Here is an 18,518-nt window from a genome sequence, read left to right on the forward strand (position 1 = left end):
CTGGTCAGGTGAGGAGCGAGGAGACGCCCTTCGTGGGCGGGCCGCTGGACGGCCGGGTGCTGAAGGTGATGGTCGGCGCCACCGGACAGCCGCCGAAGACCTACGAGGTCCCGGTGGCGGACGAGGCGGGCGGGCCGCCCACGGTGTACGTCTACCGCCGGGCTCCGGCGGGGACTTCCAAGCGGCTGGGTGTGATCCGGGGCTGGCGGTACGAGTACGACCCGGAGGGCAAGGCACGCGGCGGGCTGAAGTGGCCGTGGTCCAAGCCGGGCTGACGCCCCGGCCTGCGGCGGCCCGGCGGGTGTCGCCGATGGTTGTCCCCGACGGTGTCCCGGTGTGCCGCTGAACACCTCGGTGCGTGTCCACCGGGCCGGGGCCGTACGGCGGTGACCGGACCACCGGACGGGTGACCGTATTGACCCGACTCGCCCATGTATCTCCTGAAGATACGACCGTCATGCCACGATCCTGCTGATCTGGAAGTCGAAGGACGTCTCAGGAGCCGGAGGTGAGCCCGTGTCAGGACGATTCGTAGGCTCGGTCTGCGTGGCGGCGATCGCCGTTGCTGCCGCACTCGTACCCCCCGCCGCGGGAGTCACGGCGCAGGCCGCCCCGGCCCGCCCCGTCGACGCATCCGTCGCCGAGCTGCTGACGCAGCTCAAGACGATGTACCGGAAGGCCGAGGAAGCGACCGAGGCGTACAACGCGACCGAGGAGAAGCTGCGCAAGCAGCGCAGCACATCCAAGAAGCTGGCCGCCGCCCTCGCCCGCACCCGCACCCGGCTCGCCGACAGCCAGGCGGACGCGGGACGGCTGGCCCGCCAGCAGTACCAGGGCCACAGCCAGCTCTCCTCCTACAGCTATCTGCTCACCCTGCTCAGCGCCGATCCGGACGACGCCACGGACCGGGCGCGCGAGCTCACCCGGGCCGCGGGCCGTGAAGCCGCCCTGGTCGAACGTCTGTCCAAGGGTGAGCGGCGCGCCGACACCCTCGCCACCCGCGCCCGCACCGCCCTGGACAAGCAGCTGTCCCTGATGTCGAAGCGGAAGAAACAGCGCGACAAGGTGAAGAAGCGGCTCACCGGCATCGAGAAGAAGCTCGCGTCGCTGACCGCCCGCCAGATCGCCGAGGTGGCCGCGCGCGAACGCCGGGAGACCGAGGAGGCCCAGCGCAAGCTGCTCTCCTCCGGCGCCCTCGGCACCCCCGCCGGCGCCGCCGGACCGCCCGCCCCCGACCAGACGAGCCCCGGTCAGGACAGCCCGGACCAGGGGGGTACGGACCAGGACGGCTCGGCGGCCACCGGCGGCGGCACCGCCCCGACGCCGCAGCCCACCGGAGGGTCCCGCCTCCCCACGGCGTCCGCCTCGGCCGGACAGCGGGCCCTGGGCTACGCCCTCGACCAGATCGGCAAGCCGTATGTGTGGGGCGCGGAGGGACCCGACTCCTTCGACTGCTCGGGGCTGACCTCCCAGGCGTGGGCGCATGCGGGGCGGACCATTCCGCGGACCAGCCAGGAGCAGTGGCGCCAGCTTCCCCGGGTCTCCCTCCAGCGGCTGCGCCCCGGCGATCTGGTGATCTACAACAAGGGTGCCAGCCATGTGGCGATCTACGCGGGCAACGGCCAGGTGGTACAGGCGCCACGGCCCGGCCAGGTGGTGAAGCTCTCCCCGCTCGCCACCAACCCGGTCCAGGGCGCGGTACGCCCGGGGCCGCTCAACCGGTCGAAGCGCTGACGTCCGCAAGATAGGCCGCGGTCCGCTCCGGCTCGTAGAAGAAGTGCTCGAAGTCGGCGGGGTCGTCGAAACCGTTGGCGATCCGCCGGGCGACCGCAGGCAGACCGCTCGCCGCGCCGAGGAGGTGCACGATGTGCTCCGGCGGCGGGGCCAGCATCGCGTTGGTCCACTTGGTGACATGGCGCGCGGACTCCCAGTAGCGGTCGAAGGTCCGGCGCATCCAGTCGGTGTCGAACGGCCGGTCGCCGTGCTCGACGATGCTCTCCAGGTAGCTCGCGGCACACTTGGCGGCGGAGTTCGCGCCCTGACCGGTGACGGGGTCGTTGGTGACGACGACGTCGGCGACCCCGAGCACCTGTCCGCCCCCGGGCAGCTCCCCGACCGGGTGGCGCACCGTCGGGGCGTACCGCCCGGCCAGGGTGGCGCCCGCGTCCGTCAGCTCGACCTTGGTGGCCCGCGCGTACTCCCAGGGGGTGAACCTCTCCATCAGCTCCAAGGTCCGGGCCAGGTGCTCGGAGGGGTCGGTGATGCCCTGGAACGCGTCGACCGGACCGCCCGGAACGCCCTCCCAGAAGAGGATGTCGGCGCGGCCGGAGGTGGTGAGGGTGGGCATGACGAACAGCTCGCCGACGCCCGGCACCAGATTGCAGCGCACCGCGTCCAGCTCCGGGTGTTCCGGGCGCGGGCCGAGGCCGTGCACATAGGCGACGGCGAGCGCCCGCTGCGGGGTGTCGTACGGGGAGCGGGCGGCGTCCCGGCCGAAGAGCGAGACCAGTTCGCCCTTGCCCGCGGCCACCAGGACCAGGTCGTAGGTGGTCACGAAGACATCGAGGTCGGAGACGGAGGCCCCGTGGACGACCACCTGGCCGCCGCGCCGCGCGAACAGCTCCAGCCAGCCCGCCATCTTCAGCCGCTGGTCGACGGACTGGGCGTAGCCGTCCAGCCGCCCGAGCCAGTCGACGGCGCGGGAGTGGCCCGCGGCGGTCGGCGGTCCGGCGATGGACACGCCCAGGCCCTCGATCCGCGGCGCCTGTTCCTCCCAGAAGTTCAGCCGCAGATCGCGCTCGTGCTGGAGCGCGGTGTGAAACATGCACTGGGTGGACATCACCCGCCCTGCGCGGATCTCATCGGCCGTCCGGTTGGACATCAGGGTGATCTCGTACCCCTGGGACTGGAGGCCGAGGGCGAGTTGGAGCCCGGACTGCCCGGCTCCGACGATGAGTATCTTCCGCATGACTGTCGACGCTCCCTCGAGCTCGGATCAAAAAGAGGAACGGAACGCTCCATTCCGCGAGCGGAGCCGAGGTTACGTCACTCGGGCGAGACGTCAACGGCGTGCCGCACCAACGACAGCAGCGCGTCCACCACAGTGATCCGCCGACGGGCGTCCATGAGCACCACGGGTACCCCCTCGGCCGCGGAGAGCGCGTCCCGCACGTCCTCCGGCCGGTACAGCGGTGCCCCCTCGAAGTGATTGACCGCCACCACATACGGCAGTCCGAGGCTCTCGAAGTAGTCCAGCGCCGGGAAGCTGTCCTCCAGCCGCCGGGTGTCGGCCATCACCACCGCGCCGATCGCCCCGCGCATCAGGTCGTCCCACATGAACCAGAAGCGGTGCTGGCCGGGGGTGCCGAAGAGATACAGCACCAGGTCGTTCTCGAGTGTGATCCGCCCGAAGTCCATCGCCACCGTGGTGGTCAGCTTGTCCGGGGTCGCGGCGAGGTCGTCGATGTCCTCGCCGGCCCGGGTCATCAGCGCCTCGGTCTGGAGCGGGGTGATCTCCGAGACCGCGCCGACGAAGGTGGTCTTGCCCACTCCGAAGCCGCCCGCTATCACGATCTTGGTAGCGATCGGTGCCCGTGAGCGGTCCGTCTGCCAGCTCTGGAGCACCTCTTCGGCGCCGGGTATCCCGGCGCCGGGTATCCCGGACACACGAGGCGGCGGTACCGCCGTCGTGATCGGAATCGTGTCAGAGCCTGCGGAGTCCACTGAGCACCCTTTCGAGCAATGCGCGATCCGGCTGTCCCGGGCCCCGCCCGGTGCCGTAGACGCGGATCTTTCCCTGGTCGGCTAAGTCGCTGAGCAGGACACGCACCACCCCGAGCGGGATCTTGAGCATCGCGGACACCTCCGCGACCGAGCGCATCCGGCGGCACAGTTCGATGATCGCCCGGATCTCCGGCAGCATCCGGGTGCCCGCCCCGCCGGGGGCCGGGTCGAACCGTCCGTCCGGTGACTCCAGCGAGGCCACGAAGGTCTCCACCAGCAGCACATGGCCGGAGCGGGTCCGGCCCCCGGTGAGCGAGTACGGACGTACACGCCCGGCTCGACGGGCGGGCCGGGCGGACCCGGCCGTCACTGAGCCGACTCCAGGGACCTGCGTAGTTCACCGCGGAGTTCGGGGGTGAGCACATGTCCGGCCCGGCCCACGAAAAGCGCCATGTGATAGGCGACAACGGTCATATCGCAGTCGGGGGTGGCGTGCACGCCCAGCAGCGAACCGTCGCTGATCGTCATGACGAACAGACTGCCCCCGTCCATCGCCACCATCGTCTGCTTGACGCCCCCGCCGTCCATCAGCTTCGCCGCGCCGAGCGTGAGGCTGCCGAGCCCCGAGACGATCGTGGCGAGGTCGGCACCGGAACCCTTGGGCCCGTCCTGCGTCGTGGGGTCCACGGAGCCCGCGGCGGCGATGTGCCGTGCGTCGGAGGAGAGCAGCATCAGCCCGTCCGAGGAGACCACCGCGACCGATCGGACGCCCGGCACCTCCTCGACGAGGCTCGACAGCAACCAGTGCAGATTACGGGCCTCGGAACTCAACCCGTAGGTACTACTGGGCGCATTCACCCGCGTGCCTCCTCAACCGTGTCACCCTCGTCGTGCGCCCCCGTACGTTCTGTGGTGCCGCCCCGCGGGCCGTGCTCCCGGCCCCGGGCGCGCGCGGCGATCTCGGCCTCGGCGTCCCGGCGGCCCTCCAGGGCACCGCGCTGGAAGCCGCCGAGTCTGCGCCGCAGTTCCTCCGCGTCGACCGCGCCGCTCCGCTCCCGCGCCCCGGACTCACGACGCTCCACGTTCCTCGGTGTGCGCTGGGGAAGCCCCTTGTCGGTGCGGGGGTGTTCGGCGGCCCGGGTGTGCTCGTCGGGCCCGATAACGTACGGATCCGTGCCCGCCGGGCCCCAGGCGTCCGCGCCCACCGGACGGATGCCGTGGCCGCCCACCAGTCCCCCGACGTCGTCGTGACGGACGGCGAACTCGATCGTCCGTTCCGAGCGGTCCTGCGCGACGGGTGCGGCGGGCCGGACGGGCGCGAGGCCGGACGTCGGTGTGCGCCTGGGCAGTGCGGGCGGGTCCCCGGCGCTTCCCGGGGTCGGGTGGCCGCGCGGCGGCGTCGGCTCCATGGGGTACGGCGCGCCGTCCTGGAACGCCGGGCCCGGACTCCGCTCCGCACCGGGAACGGCCCAGGGCGCGGGGGTCTCCGCCACGGCGGTCCCGGACGGTCGGGGCACGGACGCCGCGGTCCACTCCGCGTCGCCGGCCGCGGGCGCCTCCTCGTCCGGCTCCGGTGCCGGGTCCGCGGCGGCCGCGGGCACCGAACGCGGCTGGGCCGGCAGGGCGCCCGAGTTGGCCTCGGCCTCCGAGCCAGGGAAGGCGGGCAGCCCGGCGGCGCCGTGGGCGACGCCCGCACCGGCCGGTGGGGCAGGCGGCAGCCCGGCGCCCGGCGGACCGGCCGGGAGGATCTTCGTGGGCAGGACCACCACGGCCGCCACCCCGCCCGGCTGCTGCTGCCGCAGTTGCACCCGGACGCCGTGGCGCGCGGCGAGACGGGTCACCACATACAGCCCGAGACCCAGCGGGTCCTCGGGCTGCGGGCCCTGGCAGTAGTCGGGCACCGGGTCGGCGAGCCGGTCGTTCAGCTCCGCCATGCGCTCGGGCGTCATCCCGATGCCCTCGTCCTGGATGGAGAGCATGACCTCGCCGCTCTCCAGCAGCCAGCCGGAGACCTGCACCCGGGCGTCGGGCGGGGAGAACGAGGAGGCGTTCTCCAGGAGTTCGGCGACGAGGTGGCTGATGCTGTCCGCGGCGTACCCGGCGACCTGGGCGTGCGGCGGCAACGACTGGATCTGCACCCGGTCGTACCGCTCGACCTCGCTGATCGAGGCGCGCAGCACATCCAGCAGCGGCACCGGGCCCGGATGGCCGGAGGTGTTCTCCGAGCCCGCGATGACCAAGAGGTTCTCGCTGTAGCGGCGCATCCCGGTGGCCAGGTGGTCCAGTTGGAAGAGCGTCTGGAGCCGGTCGGGGTCCTGCTCCTGCTCCTCCATGCCCTCGATGACGGCGAGCTGCCGCTCGATCAGGCCGAGGGTGCGCAGGGCGAGGCTGACGAAGCTGCTGTGCACCCGGGACCGCAGCCCCTCCAGCCGGGCGGCGATCTCGTCCCGCTCGCGGCGCAGCGCGTCCCGTTCGTCGGCCAGCCGCTGCCGCTCCCCGACCAGCCGGGTGCGCTCGGTGCCCAGCCCGGTGGCGCGCTCCTGGGCGCGCACCGCCTTGGCGTGGAGCTCGTTGACGGCGCGGACGGCGTCGCCGAACTCGTCGTTGCGGCCGGTGTAGTCGACCGGTTCCTCGGACGCCGGGTCGGCCGCGACCCGGCGGGTGCCGAGCCGCAGGGCGGCCAGCGGCCGGGTCATCGAGCGGGCGCTCTGCACGCTGATGCCGAGGGCCAGCAGCAGGGCGCCGCCGACGAGGGCGATCCGCTTCTCCAGGGCGGTGACGTCGTCGTCGCGCGACCGCGCGAGCCGGGCGACCTCGGCGGAGGCCAGGGAGGATTCGACCCCGCGCATCCTGGTGATCCGGGCGCTCAGGGCCGCGTCGACCCGGTCCTCGTCGACGCGGAGGTCACCGCCGGACAGCCTGCCCCGGTCGGTGAGGCGGCTGGTGTAGCGCTCGGCGGTGGTGACCTCGGTGCCGTTGACCGTGCGGTCGTAGGCCTCGCGCGCGGCGGCCGGGGCGAGCTGGCGGAAGTCGGCGAGCGCGGAATCCTCGCGCACCCGGGTCCGCTGGGCGGCGGAGGTCAGTGTGGGCTGGGCACCGCCTCCGGCGAGCGCGGCCACCAGCAGTCCCCGGGTGGCCGACGCCTGCTCGGTGGCGCGGCCCAGCGGGGCGAGCGCGGCGGCGGCGCCGGGACCCGCGTCGGCCGGGAGCCTGCGGGCGAGGTCGGCGGAGATCTGGTTCAGCGCCTGGACGGCGGTGGTGTACGAGGCGAAGACGTCCTCTGCCGAGCCATGGCCGGTCAGGGCCTGCTGGCGCAGCTCGGGGAGGTTGTCCAGTAACCGCCGCACGGAGCCGGGGGCCTCCTGGCGCACCTCCCTGACCTGCCGGTCCACCCGGGCGCGCTGGCTCTCGGAGACCCCGCCGCCGGAGGCGGTGGTACGCCCGGCCGCCACATAGGCGGTCATGGCGTCGCGCTCGTCGGCGAGGGAGTGGGCCAGGGTCACCGCGTCACGGTTTCTCCCCGCGAGGGCGACCAGCCGCTGGGCGCCGGTCGAGTCGTCGAGGGCCATGAGGACGGCCGGGGCGCCCGCGCCGAGGACCGCGACGGCGACGAGCGCGATGGACGCGGCCAGGCGGTTGCGGACACGCGCGGAACGCCGCCGTGATGTGCCGTCCTGAAGGTCCTGAAGGCGTGGCTCGCCGCCCGGTTCGCGCTGCGTGCCCCGAAGCCGCTTCTTCCGCACCGGTGCTCACAATCTTTTCTCGCCCGACCGCTGTGGTTCCAGCGGTGACGACGGATCAACCATGGTGTTTCCCCACCTCTGGTAGGGATTCCGACCCTTTCAGGACGGCTCAGGGGCGGGCATGCATCACCCACCCGGCCACCCGAACGAGTGAACCGCATTGCGTAGTTGACCACCAACTTTACGTAGGGGCCATACCCTTCCGCCGCCTTTTGCGGGATGGGAAAAGACATGGCCGCCCTGGCAGGATGCCCGCCCACACCTTTCCAGATATCGCATTCCATCCTCAATCCGACAAACGTGTGCCTGGTGCGAACCATTGCCCTTCCCTTCACCCCCGCGGAGGCGGTGTCCGAAGGGGGTCCGGCAGACTGACGGCATGCGCATCGAACTCGCGACGGCCCCCGGCGACCAGCAGCGCCCCAACGAGGACTACGCGTCCGTGGCCCTGCCGGCGTCGGGGCTCGGCGGCGCACTGGTGGTGCTGGACGGAGTGACCCCACCCGAGGGTGACGACGGATGCGTCCACGGAGTGCCCTGGTTCACCGCGCGGCTCGGCGGCGCACTGCTCGAACTGTCCGGCTCGCGACGGGACATACCGCTGACCGCATGCCTCTCCGAGGCGATTCGGCGCACCGCGGAAGCACATGGTTCAACATGTGACCTTTATCACCCACTGACCCCACAGACCACCGTGGTCGCCGCCCGCTGGGGCCACGAGCGGGTCGAGCATCTGGTGCTCTCCGACTCCGCGTTGCTCATCGAGCGGACGGGCGGCGAGGTGACACCGGTGCTCGACGACCGCATCGACCGGCTGCGGGCGGCGGGCCGCCGGCTGACCGGGCTGCGCAACGCCGAGGGCGGCTTCTTCACGGCCGCCGCCGACCCCGCCGTCTCCGCCAAGGCGGTCACCGGCGACCTTCCGCGCACCGGAGTACGGGCGCTGGCGGCGCTCACCGACGGGGCGTCGCGCTGGGTGGAGGTGTTCGGCGAGGGCGATTGGAGCGCCTGCTTCGCGCTGCTGCGCAAGGAGGGTCCGCAGGCTCTGATCGACCGGGTGCGGGCGGCGGAGCACGCCGATCCGGACCGCACGGCCTTCCGGCGCGGCAAGGCGCACGACGACACCGCCGTGGTCTACGCCGAGCTCTGAGCCGCACCCGGGCGCGGGGCCGGAACCCCAATGGCGCATCGGATAACGCCGTTGCCACACCCGTGTCGCAGGATGCCCGCGGCTCGCCGAAGCTGACGTATGTGAGTGCCCTACTCCTCGCCCCCGCGGGCCGAGTGCCCGGTGTCGTCGGCCTCCTGCGCACTGTTCAGCCGGTGCAGCAGGCGGGCGAGTTCGGCGACCTCGCTGCGCTCCCAGGCGGCGAGACGGCGGGCGTACCGTGCCCGGCGGGCGACCCGGACGGCGCGGAAGCGGGTCCGGCCCTCGTCCGTCAGCTCCACCAGGAACGCCCGGCCGTCCGCCGGGTCGGGGGTGCGGGTCACCAGACCGAGCCCCTCGAGGGCGCGCAGCTGACGGCTCATCGTCGCCTTGCCGACGCCGATGTAGGCCGCGAGGTCGGTGGCGCGCTGCGGTCCCGCGTCCTCGAGCCGCATCAGCAGCCCGTACGCGGCGGATTCCAGATCGGGGTGGACCTCACGGGCCAACTCCCCCGACGCCGCACGGGCCCGGCGGAGGAACACCGCCAATTCGCGCTCCAGAGCCAGGAATGCTTGGTCCACACCGATTCCACCCAGGGTGCCGCCCTCACCCCGCTCGGGGGGCCTTGGCCCGCTGTTGTGCACGTCAGAGCCCTCTCCGGATTTTCACATGGTGAAAGTTTCTGTCAGGTGCGGTTGTTGCCGCAGCTCCGTCAGTATTTCGCAGGATTAGACCAACGGCACCACCCCCTCCCCCTTCCCCGCTCCTATCTACGCCCATAGCGTCACTTATGACATGACCATTCCAACATGGATGGTCCCCTCGCTCCCTCACCCCCTCGCTCCCTCACCACTCCCCCACTCCCCCACTCCCCCCACCGAGGCTTCGGAGGCACACCATGCCTGTGCTCAGACCTGGTCCGGCCCGACGCGCCCTCAGTGCGCTGATCGGCATCCTCGCCGCTCTCGTCACCACGACCTTCGCGCTCTCCGCCCCGGCGTCCGCCGCGCAGCGCTCGGAGGACATCCCCCACCCCGAGGACGACTGGGCGGGGTCGCAGATACTCAAGCACGAGGGCGGGTCCACCACCGGTGAGGCACCGCCGAGTGTGCTCGCCAGCGTCGAAGGTGTCGACGTCAGCAGCCACCAGGGCAATGTCTCCTGGTCCACGCTGTGGAGCAGCGGGGTCCGGTTCGCCTATGTCAAGGCGACCGAGGGCACCAGCTACACCAACCCGTACTTCACCCAGCAGTACACCGGCTCGTACAACGTCGGCATGATCCGCGGGGCGTACCACTTCGCGCTGCCGAACAACTCCACCGGTGCCGCACAGGCCAACTACTTCGTCGACCACGGCGGCGGCTGGTCCAAGGACGGCAAGACGCTGCCCGGCGCGCTCGACATGGAGTACAACCCCTACGGCGCGACCTGCTACGGCAAGAGCGCCAGCGGGATGGTCAGCTGGATCAAGGACTTCTCCGCCACCTACCGCGCCCGCACCGGACGCGATCCGGTGATCTACACCTCGACCAGCTGGTGGAAGACCTGCACCGGCAACTCCAGTGCCTTCGGCGGGGTCAACCCGCTGTGGATTCCGCGCTACGGCTCGTCCGTCGGCGAACTCCCCGCGGGCTGGGGCTTCCACACCATCTGGCAGTACACCTCCTCCGGGGCCACGGTCGGCGACCACAACAAGTTCAACGGCGCCATGGACCGGCTCCAGGCCCTGGCGAACGGCTGACGCGGCGGTCCCCCACCCCCACGACCGGCGCACCCGCCCTCCAGCGTACGGACAGGTCTGTCTGTACGCTGGAGGGCATCGGCCGTCTTGGGCCCGTCCCGAGGAGCATGACCATGAGCAGCACCCGCCCCTCCGCCCACGAGCGGATCCTCTCCACGGCGACCACCCTGTTCAACGCCCACGGGGTGCGCGGGGTCGGGGTGGACCGGATCATCGCCGAGTCGGGGGTGGCGAAGGCGACGCTGTACTCCCACTTCCGCTGCAAGGACGCGCTGGTCCTGGCCTATCTCCAGCAGTCGGACACCTATTGGCGCACCGCGCTGAAGGAGGCGGCCGAGGCGGCGGGACCGGACCCGCGCGACCAGCTCGCCGGACTGTTCGACGCGCTGTGCGCCGCCGCCGTACAGGAGAACTTCCGCGGCTGTGCCTTTGTGCGGACCGCCGGGGAGACGGAGCCGGGCAGTGACACCCATGAGGCCACGGCCGAGCACAAGCGGGCGGTGCGGGCCTGGCTGACCGAGCTGACCACGGCGGCAGGGGCCGCCGACCCCGCGACGCTGGCACTCCAGATCTCCGTCCTCGTCGACGGCGCGATGTCCGCGTCGGCGGTGGAGTGCGGGCCCGAGGTCGTGAAGGCGGCGAAGGAGGCGACCCGGACGCTGGTCGCGCTCGCCTGTCCGGCCCGGACCTGACCTGACCTGACGGCATACGGTGAAGGGCCTGACCACGGCGGCGGTCAGGCCCTTCACCAGGTCACCGGTCAGACGGCGGCGAGCTCCGGTTCCCGCACCGCGCCGGAGGCCAGCAGGGCGCGGTAGCGCTCCTGGTGCGCGGCCAGCCCCGCGTCGTCCAGCGTCTGCGTCCCGTACAGCGCGAACGGCTCCTCGTAGCGCAGCCCGGTCATGCGCGCGGTGGCCTCGATCGGCCTGAGCAGCTCGGCGACCGTGTAGCGGTTGACCCCATCGGCCCGGTACGCCTCCGCGGGCCCGCCCAGCGAGGTGGTGACCAGCAGCGACTTGCCGTGCAGAGAGGTGCCGCCGGTGCCGTAGGCCCAGCCGTACAGGAAGACCTCGTCGATCCACTTCTTGAGCAGCGGCGGCACCGAGTACCAGTAGAAGGGGAACTGGAGCACGATCCGGTCGTGCTCCAGCAGCAGCCGCTGCTCCCGCTCGACGTCGAGCGTCAGGTCCGGGTAGGCGGCGTACAGATCGTGGACGGTGACGCCCTCCACCGGCCGGGCCGCCTCGGCGAGCGCGGCGTTGACGCGGGAGCGGGCGAGGCCGGGGTGGGCGAGGACAACAAGAGTGCGCACGGGTTCCTCCGTGGGTTCCGTGGTGCCGTGGACGGCAGGGAAGGGCTCTGAGCCGGCGGGGGCGGCGTCATCGCCACGCAACCGAACAGACAGTTCTGTCTGATTCACTGCTTCGTACGCTACCAGACAGATCTGTCTGTCTGCCACGGGTCCTCGGTCCCCCGGCACGGGCGTGGCAGCGGCGGGCGGGCCGCGGCCCGGAGCCCCCGTACACGCAGGACTCCGGGCCGCATCGCCCCGGCAGCGTCCGTCACGCCGCCGCCGGAACCTCCGGGGTCACCGACGAGGCGGGCCGGAGCGCCAGCTCCAGGACCTGCCGGACGTCGGAGACCGGGTGGACGTCCAGCTTCGCCAGCACCTCGGCGGGGACATCGTCCAGATCGGGTTCGTTCCGCTTGGGGATGACCACGGTGGTCACCCCGGCCCGGTGCGCCGCCAGCAGCTTCTGCTTGACGCCGCCGATGGGCAGCACCCGCCCGGTCAGCGAGACCTCGCCCGTCATCGCCACGTCCGGGCGCACCTGGCGGCCGGAGAGCAGCGAGGCGAGCGCCGTGGTCATGGTGATGCCCGCGCTCGGACCGTCCTTGGGCACCGCGCCCGCCGGGACGTGGAGGTGGACGCCGCGCTCCTTGAGGTCACCCACCGGCAGCTCCAGCTCCGCGCCGTGGGAGCGCAGGAAGGACAGCGCGATCTGGGCGGACTCCTTCATCACCTCGCCGAGCTGACCGGTCAGCGTCAGCCCCGCGCCGCCCGTCTCCGGATCGGCCAGCGACGCCTCGACGAACAGCACATCGCCGCCCGCGCCGGTGACCGCGAGCCCGGTGGCGACCCCCGGCACCGCGGTGCGCCGCTCGGCCGGGTCCTGGGCGGACTCGGGGGTGTGGTGCGGCCGTCCGACCAGCGGCCGCAAGCCCTCCACCCCGACGGTGAACGGCAGCTTCCGCTCGCCCAGTTCGTGTTGGGCCGCGACCTTGCGCAGCAGCCGGGCCACGGACCGCTCCAGGTTCCGTACGCCCGCCTCGCGGGTGTACTCGCCCGCCAGCTTGCGCAGCGCCGCGTCCTCCACCACGACCTCGCCCGGCTCCAGACCGGCGCGCTCCAGCTGCCGGGGCAGCAGGTGGTCGCGGGCGATGGTGACCTTCTCGTCCTCGGTGTAGCCGTCCAGCCGTACCAGCTCCATGCGGTCCAGCAGCGCTTCCGGGATCGCCTCCAGGACGTTGGCGGTCGCCAGGAAGACCACATCGCTCAGGTCGAGCTCGACCTCCAGGTAGTGATCCCGGAAGGTGTGGTTCTGCGCCGGGTCCAGGACCTCCAGAAGGGCGGCGGCCGGGTCGCCGCGGAAGTCGGAGCCGACCTTGTCGATCTCGTCCAGCAGCACGACCGGGTTCATCGAACCGGCCTCCTTGATCGCCCGGACGATCCGGCCGGGCAGCGCGCCCACATAGGTGCGGCGGTGACCGCGGATCTCCGCCTCGTCCCGGACGCCGCCGAGCGCGACCCGGACGAAGGTGCGCCCCATCGCACGGGCGACGCTCTCGCCCAGACTGGTCTTGCCGACGCCGGGCGGGCCGACCAGCGCCAGCACCGCGCCGCCGCGGCGGCCGCCGACCACGCCCAGCCCCCGGTCGGAGCGGCGCTTGCGCACCGCCAGGTACTCGGTGATCCGCTCCTTGACGTCCTCCAGGCCCGCGTGGTCGGCGTCGAGCACCTCCTTGGCGCCCTGGATGTCGTACGCGTCCTCGGTGCGCTCGTTCCACGGCAGCTCCAGGACGGTGTCCAGCCAGGTGCGGATCCAGCTCCCCTCGGGGCTCTGGTCGGAGGACCGCTCCAGCTTGTCGACCTCCTTCAGCGCCGCGGTGCGCACCTTCTCCGGCAGATCGGCAGCCTCGACCCGGGCCCGGTAGTCCTCGGACTCGTCCTCGGGATCACCGTTGAGTTCGGCCAGCTCCCTGCGGACGGCCTCCAGCTGGCGCCGCAGCAGGAATTCGCGCTGCTGCTTGTCCACACCTTCCTGGACGTCCTTGGCGATCGACTCGGCCACGTCCTGCTCGGCCAGGTGTTCGCCCAGCAGGCCGACGGCCAGCCGCAGCCGGGCCACCGGGTCGGCGGTCTCCAGGAGTTCCACCCGCTGGGCGGTGGTCAGGAACGGCGAGTAGCCCGAGTTGTCGGCGAGCTGCGCGACATCGTCGATCTGCTGCACCCGGTCCACGACCTGCCAGGCGCCGCGCTTGCGCAGCCAGCTGGTGGCCAGCGCCTTGTACTCCTTCATCAGCTCGGTGACGGCACCGGGCAGCGGGTCGGGCACGATCTCCTCGACCGCGGTCCCCTCCACCCACAGCGCCGCCCCGGGACCGGTGGTCCCGGCGCCGATGCGGACGCGCCGCACCCCGCGGATGAGCGCGCCGGGGTCGCCGCCGGAGAGCCGCCCCACCTGCTCGACGGTGCCGAGGGTGCCGGTCCCCGCGTACGTCCCGTCGACGCGCGGCACCAGCAGCAGCTGCGGCTTCCCTCCGCTCCCGCTGGAGCGGGCGGCGGCCTGGGCGGCCTCCACCGCGGCGCGTACTTCGGTGTCGGACAGGTCCAGCGGCACCACCATGCCGGGCAGCACCACCTCGTCGTCGAGAGGCAGCACGGGCAGGGTGAGCGGTGTGGACAGCGAAGCCATGATCTCCCCTTAGGCAGGCAAGTTGAGCTATGCAGACTCAATGCTCGGGAGACCTCAGGTGTTCCCGGGCCCGTGTTCGCCGTGAGCGATCAGCCGTTCGACGCGTCGACGGCGGCGGTGCCCGAAGGGGCCACGGCGGCGCGCCGCCGGGCGGTGTGGCGGACGTACGGCCAGCAGACCAGCCCGGTCAGCAGGGCGAGGGCATGGCCCCAGTCGGTGAGCGGATCGGCGATGCCGATCAGGCTCGACGCGGCCAGCATCACCGCGATCGCGCCGACCAGCGCCCAGCGCGGCCGGGGCCGCAGCAGCACGGCGAGCGCCCCGGCGCAGGCGATCAGCCCGTAGCTCACGCCGTAGTCCAGCCGCCGCAGCGAGCTGTGCGGAAGATGGCCGAGCGCGACGGAGGCGGCCACCGGGAGTTCGGTGAGCAGCGTCGCCAGCACATGCCCCAGCAGGAACACCCCGGCCGTCCGCAGTCCGCCGATCCGCCGCTCCAGCGCCGTGAGCACCAGCAGCAGCGCGGGCAGATACGGCGAGACGAGGCCGCCGACCATCCACACCGCGCTGGCCAGCAGGGTGAGCAGCGGACGCTGGGCAAGATGGGACACATCGGTGCTGGAGCCCGCGAGCAGCTCGTGGACGGTGCGCGGATCGCCGAGGTGCGCGAAGAGGCCGGTGCCGAGAAGGACGAGGGCGTAAGCGAGGGTGAACGGCGCGGAGGCGGGCGTGGGCACCCACCGTGCGAGCCGCCGCCACGGTTCCCCCGCCCGCCGGGTCCGCCCCGGGATCCGCGGTGTCGCCGCCCCCACGGCGACGGCGGCGTCCGACGGGGCCGGGAGGCGGGCCGGGAAGAGCGGTGCCGCACAGACCCCGGGCACCGACCAGCACCATCCGGCGACGGCGGGATCACGCGGAGCGGTGGCGGCGGTGGCGATGGCGGAGAGGTCTCCACCACTGGCGGCCGCGCCCGGACGCGCGGCCTGGCCCGCGCGGTCCGCACCGGGCCCGGCACCGTCCGCCCGTACGACTGCCACCGCTGGGCTCCTTTCCCCCGGCCGCCCCCGGCCGTCCCCGGCCGTCCTTCTCTTCGCACTCTTCGCATGTCCGCGTTCGACACCAGAACACCTCCCGGGCCGTATGTGATGCCGACCGGCCGCCGATGTGCACACCGCCACAGCGGACACCGCATGCGGTGGACCGGTGAGCCGGGGCGGCGCGAGGATGGCGGCGGGCCCGCCGCCAGGGGCCCGCTCGCCACGTCCAGCCGGAGGATCGCCATGCACCCCCCGTACGACACCGCAGCCGACCGGCAGCCGGTCACCCTCGACCGCCGCGACGGCCCGTACGGCGAGGTGGCGCTGCGGCGGCGCGGGGCGGCGGACGACGCGGACGCCGTCTTCGAGATCATCGCCAACGGCTGCTTCCTCATGGACACCTCCGACGGCCGCTCCGAGCGGCTGCTCGTGCGGGCCGCGCTCGACGCCCTGCCCGCCGACCGACCCGCTCCCGCCCTGCTCATCGGCGGGCTCGGCGTCGGCTTCTCGCTCGCCGAGGCGGCCGACGAGCCGCGCTGGGGCCGGATCGCGGTCGTGGAGCGGGAGGAGGCGGTCGTCGACTGGCACCGCGACGGCCCGCTGGCGGCGGTCACCGCGCGGGCACTGGCCGATCCGCGCACCGCGGTCGTCCACGCCGATCTGGTCGCCCACCTCCGTGAGCCGGACGGCCCGCGCCACGACGCGCTGTGCCTGGACATCGACAACGGACCGGACTGGACCGTCACCGAGGACAACACCGGCCTCTACTCCCCCGCCGGACTGGCCGCCTGCGCGGCCCGCCTCACCCCCGGCGGGGTGCTCGCGGTGTGGTCGGCACAGCCGTCGCCCGCGTTCGAGGGATCTCTCCGCAATGCCGGATTCACAAGGGTGCGTACGGAAGAGATCGCTGTTGCCCGAGGAGTACCCGACGTGGTGCACATCGGGATTCGGGGCGCGTAGCCGAGCCGCGTACGCTGCCCTTACGCTTTCCTGCCTAGACCACGCCGCACGGCAATGACCAGGCGCGGAGCGCGGTTTTTCAAGACGACGCATGGGGCGGGCGTATGGACCAGAATCTCAACGGCCACAACGGGGCCGCCACGACCACCCCCGGCGCACAGCGCCGGGTGCTCGTCGTCGAGGACGATCCGACCATCGTGGACGCGATCGCGGCCCGGCTGCGGGCCGAGGGCTTCCAGGTGCAGACGGCCGGGGACGGCCCGGCGGCCGTCGACACGGCCGAGGCGTGGCAGCCCGACCTGCTGGTACTCGATGTGATGCTGCCGGGCTTCGACGGGCTCGAGGTGTGCCGACGGGTGCAGGCCAGGCGGCCGGTGCCGGTGCTGATGCTCACCGCGCGCGATGACGAGACCGACATGCTGGTGGGGCTCGGGGTCGGCGCGGACGACTACATGACCAAGCCGTTCTCGATGCGCGAGCTGGCCGCCCGGGTGCATGTGCTGCTGCGGCGGGTGGAGCGGGCGGCGCTGGCCGCGCACACCCCGCGCAGCGGGATCCTGCGCCTGGGCGAGCTGGAGATCGACCACGCACAGCGCCGGGTGCGGGTCCGCGGCTCCGACGTCCATCTGACCCCGACCGAGTTCGACCTGCTGGTCTGCCTGGCCAACACCCCGCGCGCGGTGCTCTCCCGCGAGCAACTGCTGGCGGAGGTCTGGGACTGGGCGGACGCCTCGGGCACCCGGACCGTGGACAGCCACATCAAGGCACTGCGGCGGAAGATCGGCGCGGAACGGATCCGTACGGTGCACGGCGTCGGTTACGCCCTGGAGACCCCGGCCGCATGAGGACGGCCCGCGGGGCGCCCAGGTTCCCTCCCGTCCGCAGGGCCCTCACAGCGCTGCGGGCACGCACCGCGGTCAGGGCCGCCCGGGCCGCCAGGCCGCCGCAGCCGCCCGGCTCCCCCGGGCACCCCGCGCGGCGCCGCTATGCCCGGAGCCGGGCCACCTGGGGCCGGGTGTGGGAGGCGCTGCGGCCGTTCGACCCGTACCGCTCGGTCAAGGCCGCGCTCGGCGCGCTGGTCATCGGGTCGGTGATCATCACCACGCTGCTGGTGTTCGCCGCGATGCACTCGGACACCGAGCTGCGGGTGATCACCATCTTCTCGATCATCGCCTCGCTGCTGATCACCCAGTTCGTGGCCCACGGCCTCACCGCTCCGCTGGACGAGATGACCGCGGTCACCCGGGCGATGGCGCACGGTGACTACACCCGGCGGGTGGGGGCGGCACAGCGCCGGGACGAGTTCGGCGACCTGGCGAACGCCTTCAACCGGATGGCGGCCGACCTCGAGGCGGTGGACACCCACCGCAAGGAACTGGTGGCCAATGTCTCGCATGAGCTGCGCACCCCGATCGCGGCGCTGCGGGCGGTGCTGGAGAACGTGGTGGACGGGGTCTCCGACGCCGATCCGGAGACGATGCGGGTCGCCCTGCGCCAGACCCAGCGGCTGGGCCGGCTGGTCGAGCAGCTGCTCGATCTGTCGCGGCTGGACAACGGGGTGGTGCCGCTCCACGCACGGCGCTTCGAGGTCTGGCCGTATCTGGCCCAGATCCTCAAGGAGGCGAGCATGGCCAAGGGCGCGGACGCCGGGTCGGGCTCGCACACCCGCAAGGACGTCCATCTCCACCTGGACGTCTCCCCGCCCGAGCTGACCGCGCACGCGGACGCCGAGCGGCTCCACCAGGTGGTGGCGAATCTCATCGACAACGCCATGAAGCACAGTCCGGCGCACGGCCGGGTCACGGTGCGGGCCCGGCGCGGCGAGGGGGCGGAGAGCCTGGAGCTGGAGGTGCAGGACGAGGGTCCCGGCATCCCGGAGGCGGAGCGGTACCGCGTCTTCGAGCGTTTCAACCGTGGCGGTCTCTCCCCGGGCGGCCCGGGGCCCGCGCTCCGCCGCCCGTCGGGGCAGGGCAGCGACGGGGGCACCGGGCTGGGGCTGGCCATCGCACGCTGGGCGGTCGACCTGCACGGGGGTCGGATACGGGTCGCGGAGTCCCCCCGGGGCTGCCGCATCAAGGTCACGATTCCGGGCAGCCCACGAGAACATGTGACGTAAAGTCGGTCCCGGACGCGCACATCCGAGCGGTGTGGGTGCACGTTTGCGTTCGCTCGTATCTGCGGGAGCACAGCGGA

Annotated in this window: 17 protein-coding genes; 8 read left to right on the forward strand and 9 right to left on the reverse strand. The window is 72.6% G+C overall.

What is annotated here, in order from left to right; genetic code table 11:
* Positions 1-8: 8 nt before the first annotated feature.
* A complete protein-coding gene (locus tag HUT19_RS13145) occupies positions 9-275 on the forward strand; it encodes a hypothetical protein (RefSeq protein WP_176180654.1) in 267 nt (88 codons plus the stop codon).
* A gap of 271 nt (positions 276-546) precedes the next feature.
* Entirely contained in the window at positions 547-1,734 is a 1,188-nt protein-coding gene (locus HUT19_RS13150) for an NlpC/P60 family protein (protein ID WP_254885554.1), read from the forward strand.
* On the opposite strand, the gene HUT19_RS13155 is transcribed toward HUT19_RS13150, so the two are convergent.
* The 5 genes from HUT19_RS13155 to HUT19_RS43955 form a co-directional block, all read right to left on the reverse strand.
* The gene (locus tag HUT19_RS13155; protein ID WP_176180656.1) at positions 1,715-2,968 is read right to left on the reverse strand and encodes a styrene monooxygenase/indole monooxygenase family protein; all 1,254 of its coding nucleotides are present in this window, start codon (positions 2,966-2,968) and stop codon (positions 1,715-1,717) included. The two genes, HUT19_RS13150 and HUT19_RS13155, sit on opposite strands and share 20 nt — an antisense overlap.
* Positions 2,969-3,045: 77 nt before the next feature.
* Positions 3,046-3,666: an ATP/GTP-binding protein gene (locus tag HUT19_RS13160; protein ID WP_254885555.1), complete on the reverse strand. Its 621-nt coding sequence runs from the start codon at positions 3,664-3,666 to the stop codon at positions 3,046-3,048.
* Positions 3,667-3,703: 37 nt separating this feature from the next.
* Entirely contained in the window at positions 3,704-4,093 is a 390-nt protein-coding gene (locus tag HUT19_RS13165) for a DUF742 domain-containing protein (RefSeq protein ID WP_176180658.1), read from the reverse strand.
* On the reverse strand, positions 4,090-4,581 hold the full coding sequence (locus HUT19_RS13170) for a roadblock/LC7 domain-containing protein (RefSeq protein WP_176180659.1): 492 nt from the start codon (positions 4,579-4,581) through the stop codon (positions 4,090-4,092). Before HUT19_RS13170 ends, HUT19_RS13165 begins: the two co-directional genes overlap by 4 nt.
* Positions 4,578-7,466: a nitrate- and nitrite sensing domain-containing protein gene (locus HUT19_RS43955; RefSeq protein ID WP_176180660.1), complete on the reverse strand. Its 2,889-nt coding sequence runs from the start codon at positions 7,464-7,466 to the stop codon at positions 4,578-4,580. The genes HUT19_RS13170 and HUT19_RS43955 overlap by 4 nt, the downstream gene beginning before the upstream one ends.
* Positions 7,467-7,845: 379 nt before the next feature.
* Here HUT19_RS43955 and HUT19_RS13180 point away from each other — a divergent pair, with 379 nt between their 5' ends.
* The gene (locus HUT19_RS13180; RefSeq protein WP_176180661.1) at positions 7,846-8,616 is read left to right on the forward strand and encodes a protein phosphatase 2C domain-containing protein; all 771 of its coding nucleotides are present in this window, start codon (positions 7,846-7,848) and stop codon (positions 8,614-8,616) included.
* 110 nt (positions 8,617-8,726) lie between these two features.
* On the opposite strand, the gene HUT19_RS13185 is transcribed toward HUT19_RS13180, so the two are convergent.
* Positions 8,727-9,209 (reverse strand): MarR family winged helix-turn-helix transcriptional regulator, encoded by a 483-nt coding sequence (locus HUT19_RS13185; RefSeq protein ID WP_176186824.1) that lies wholly within the window; start codon positions 9,207-9,209, stop codon positions 8,727-8,729.
* A 302-nt stretch (positions 9,210-9,511) separates the two neighbouring features.
* Between HUT19_RS13185 and HUT19_RS13190 the strand changes: the two genes are divergently transcribed.
* Both HUT19_RS13190 and HUT19_RS13195 read left to right on the forward strand, forming a co-directional pair.
* A complete protein-coding gene (locus HUT19_RS13190) occupies positions 9,512-10,354 on the forward strand; it encodes a lysozyme (RefSeq protein WP_176180662.1) in 843 nt (280 codons plus the stop codon).
* Between the two features lie 113 nt (positions 10,355-10,467).
* Positions 10,468-11,046 carry a TetR/AcrR family transcriptional regulator gene (locus HUT19_RS13195; protein WP_176180663.1) on the forward strand — a complete coding sequence of 193 codons (579 nt, stop codon included), beginning with the start codon at positions 10,468-10,470 and terminating at the stop codon, positions 11,044-11,046.
* A gap of 68 nt (positions 11,047-11,114) precedes the next feature.
* Here HUT19_RS13195 and HUT19_RS13200 read toward each other — a convergent pair whose 3' ends face one another.
* The 3 genes from HUT19_RS13200 to HUT19_RS13210 form a co-directional block, all read right to left on the reverse strand.
* Positions 11,115-11,666: an NAD(P)H-dependent oxidoreductase gene (locus tag HUT19_RS13200; RefSeq protein WP_176180664.1), complete on the reverse strand. Its 552-nt coding sequence runs from the start codon at positions 11,664-11,666 to the stop codon at positions 11,115-11,117.
* Between the two features lie 250 nt (positions 11,667-11,916).
* Positions 11,917-14,331, reverse strand: a complete 2,415-nt coding sequence (gene lon, locus HUT19_RS13205) for an endopeptidase La (RefSeq protein WP_176180665.1) — start codon at positions 14,329-14,331, stop codon at positions 11,917-11,919.
* A gap of 89 nt (positions 14,332-14,420) precedes the next feature.
* Positions 14,421-15,365 carry a rhomboid-like protein gene (locus tag HUT19_RS13210; RefSeq protein ID WP_254885556.1) on the reverse strand — a complete coding sequence of 315 codons (945 nt, stop codon included), beginning with the start codon at positions 15,363-15,365 and terminating at the stop codon, positions 14,421-14,423.
* A 243-nt stretch (positions 15,366-15,608) separates the two neighbouring features.
* On the opposite strand from HUT19_RS13210, the gene HUT19_RS13215 reads away from it, so the two are divergent.
* The 3 genes from HUT19_RS13215 (at position 15,609) to HUT19_RS13225 (ending at position 18,441) form a co-directional block, all read left to right on the forward strand.
* Complete coding sequence (locus HUT19_RS13215) at positions 15,609-16,325, forward strand: spermidine synthase (RefSeq protein WP_176180666.1); 717 nt, start codon at positions 15,609-15,611, stop codon at positions 16,323-16,325.
* Positions 16,326-16,429: 104 nt separating this feature from the next.
* Positions 16,430-17,170, forward strand: a complete 741-nt coding sequence (locus tag HUT19_RS13220; protein ID WP_176180667.1) for a response regulator transcription factor — start codon at positions 16,430-16,432, stop codon at positions 17,168-17,170.
* Positions 17,167-18,441, forward strand: a complete 1,275-nt coding sequence (locus tag HUT19_RS13225; RefSeq protein WP_254885557.1) for a HAMP domain-containing sensor histidine kinase — start codon at positions 17,167-17,169, stop codon at positions 18,439-18,441. Before HUT19_RS13220 ends, HUT19_RS13225 begins: the two co-directional genes overlap by 4 nt.
* Positions 18,442-18,518: the final 77 nt, after the last annotated feature.

The sequence above is a fragment of the Streptomyces sp. NA02950 genome (assembly GCF_013364155.1).
In the GTDB taxonomy this organism is placed as follows: Bacteria; Actinomycetota; Actinomycetes; order Streptomycetales; family Streptomycetaceae; genus Streptomyces.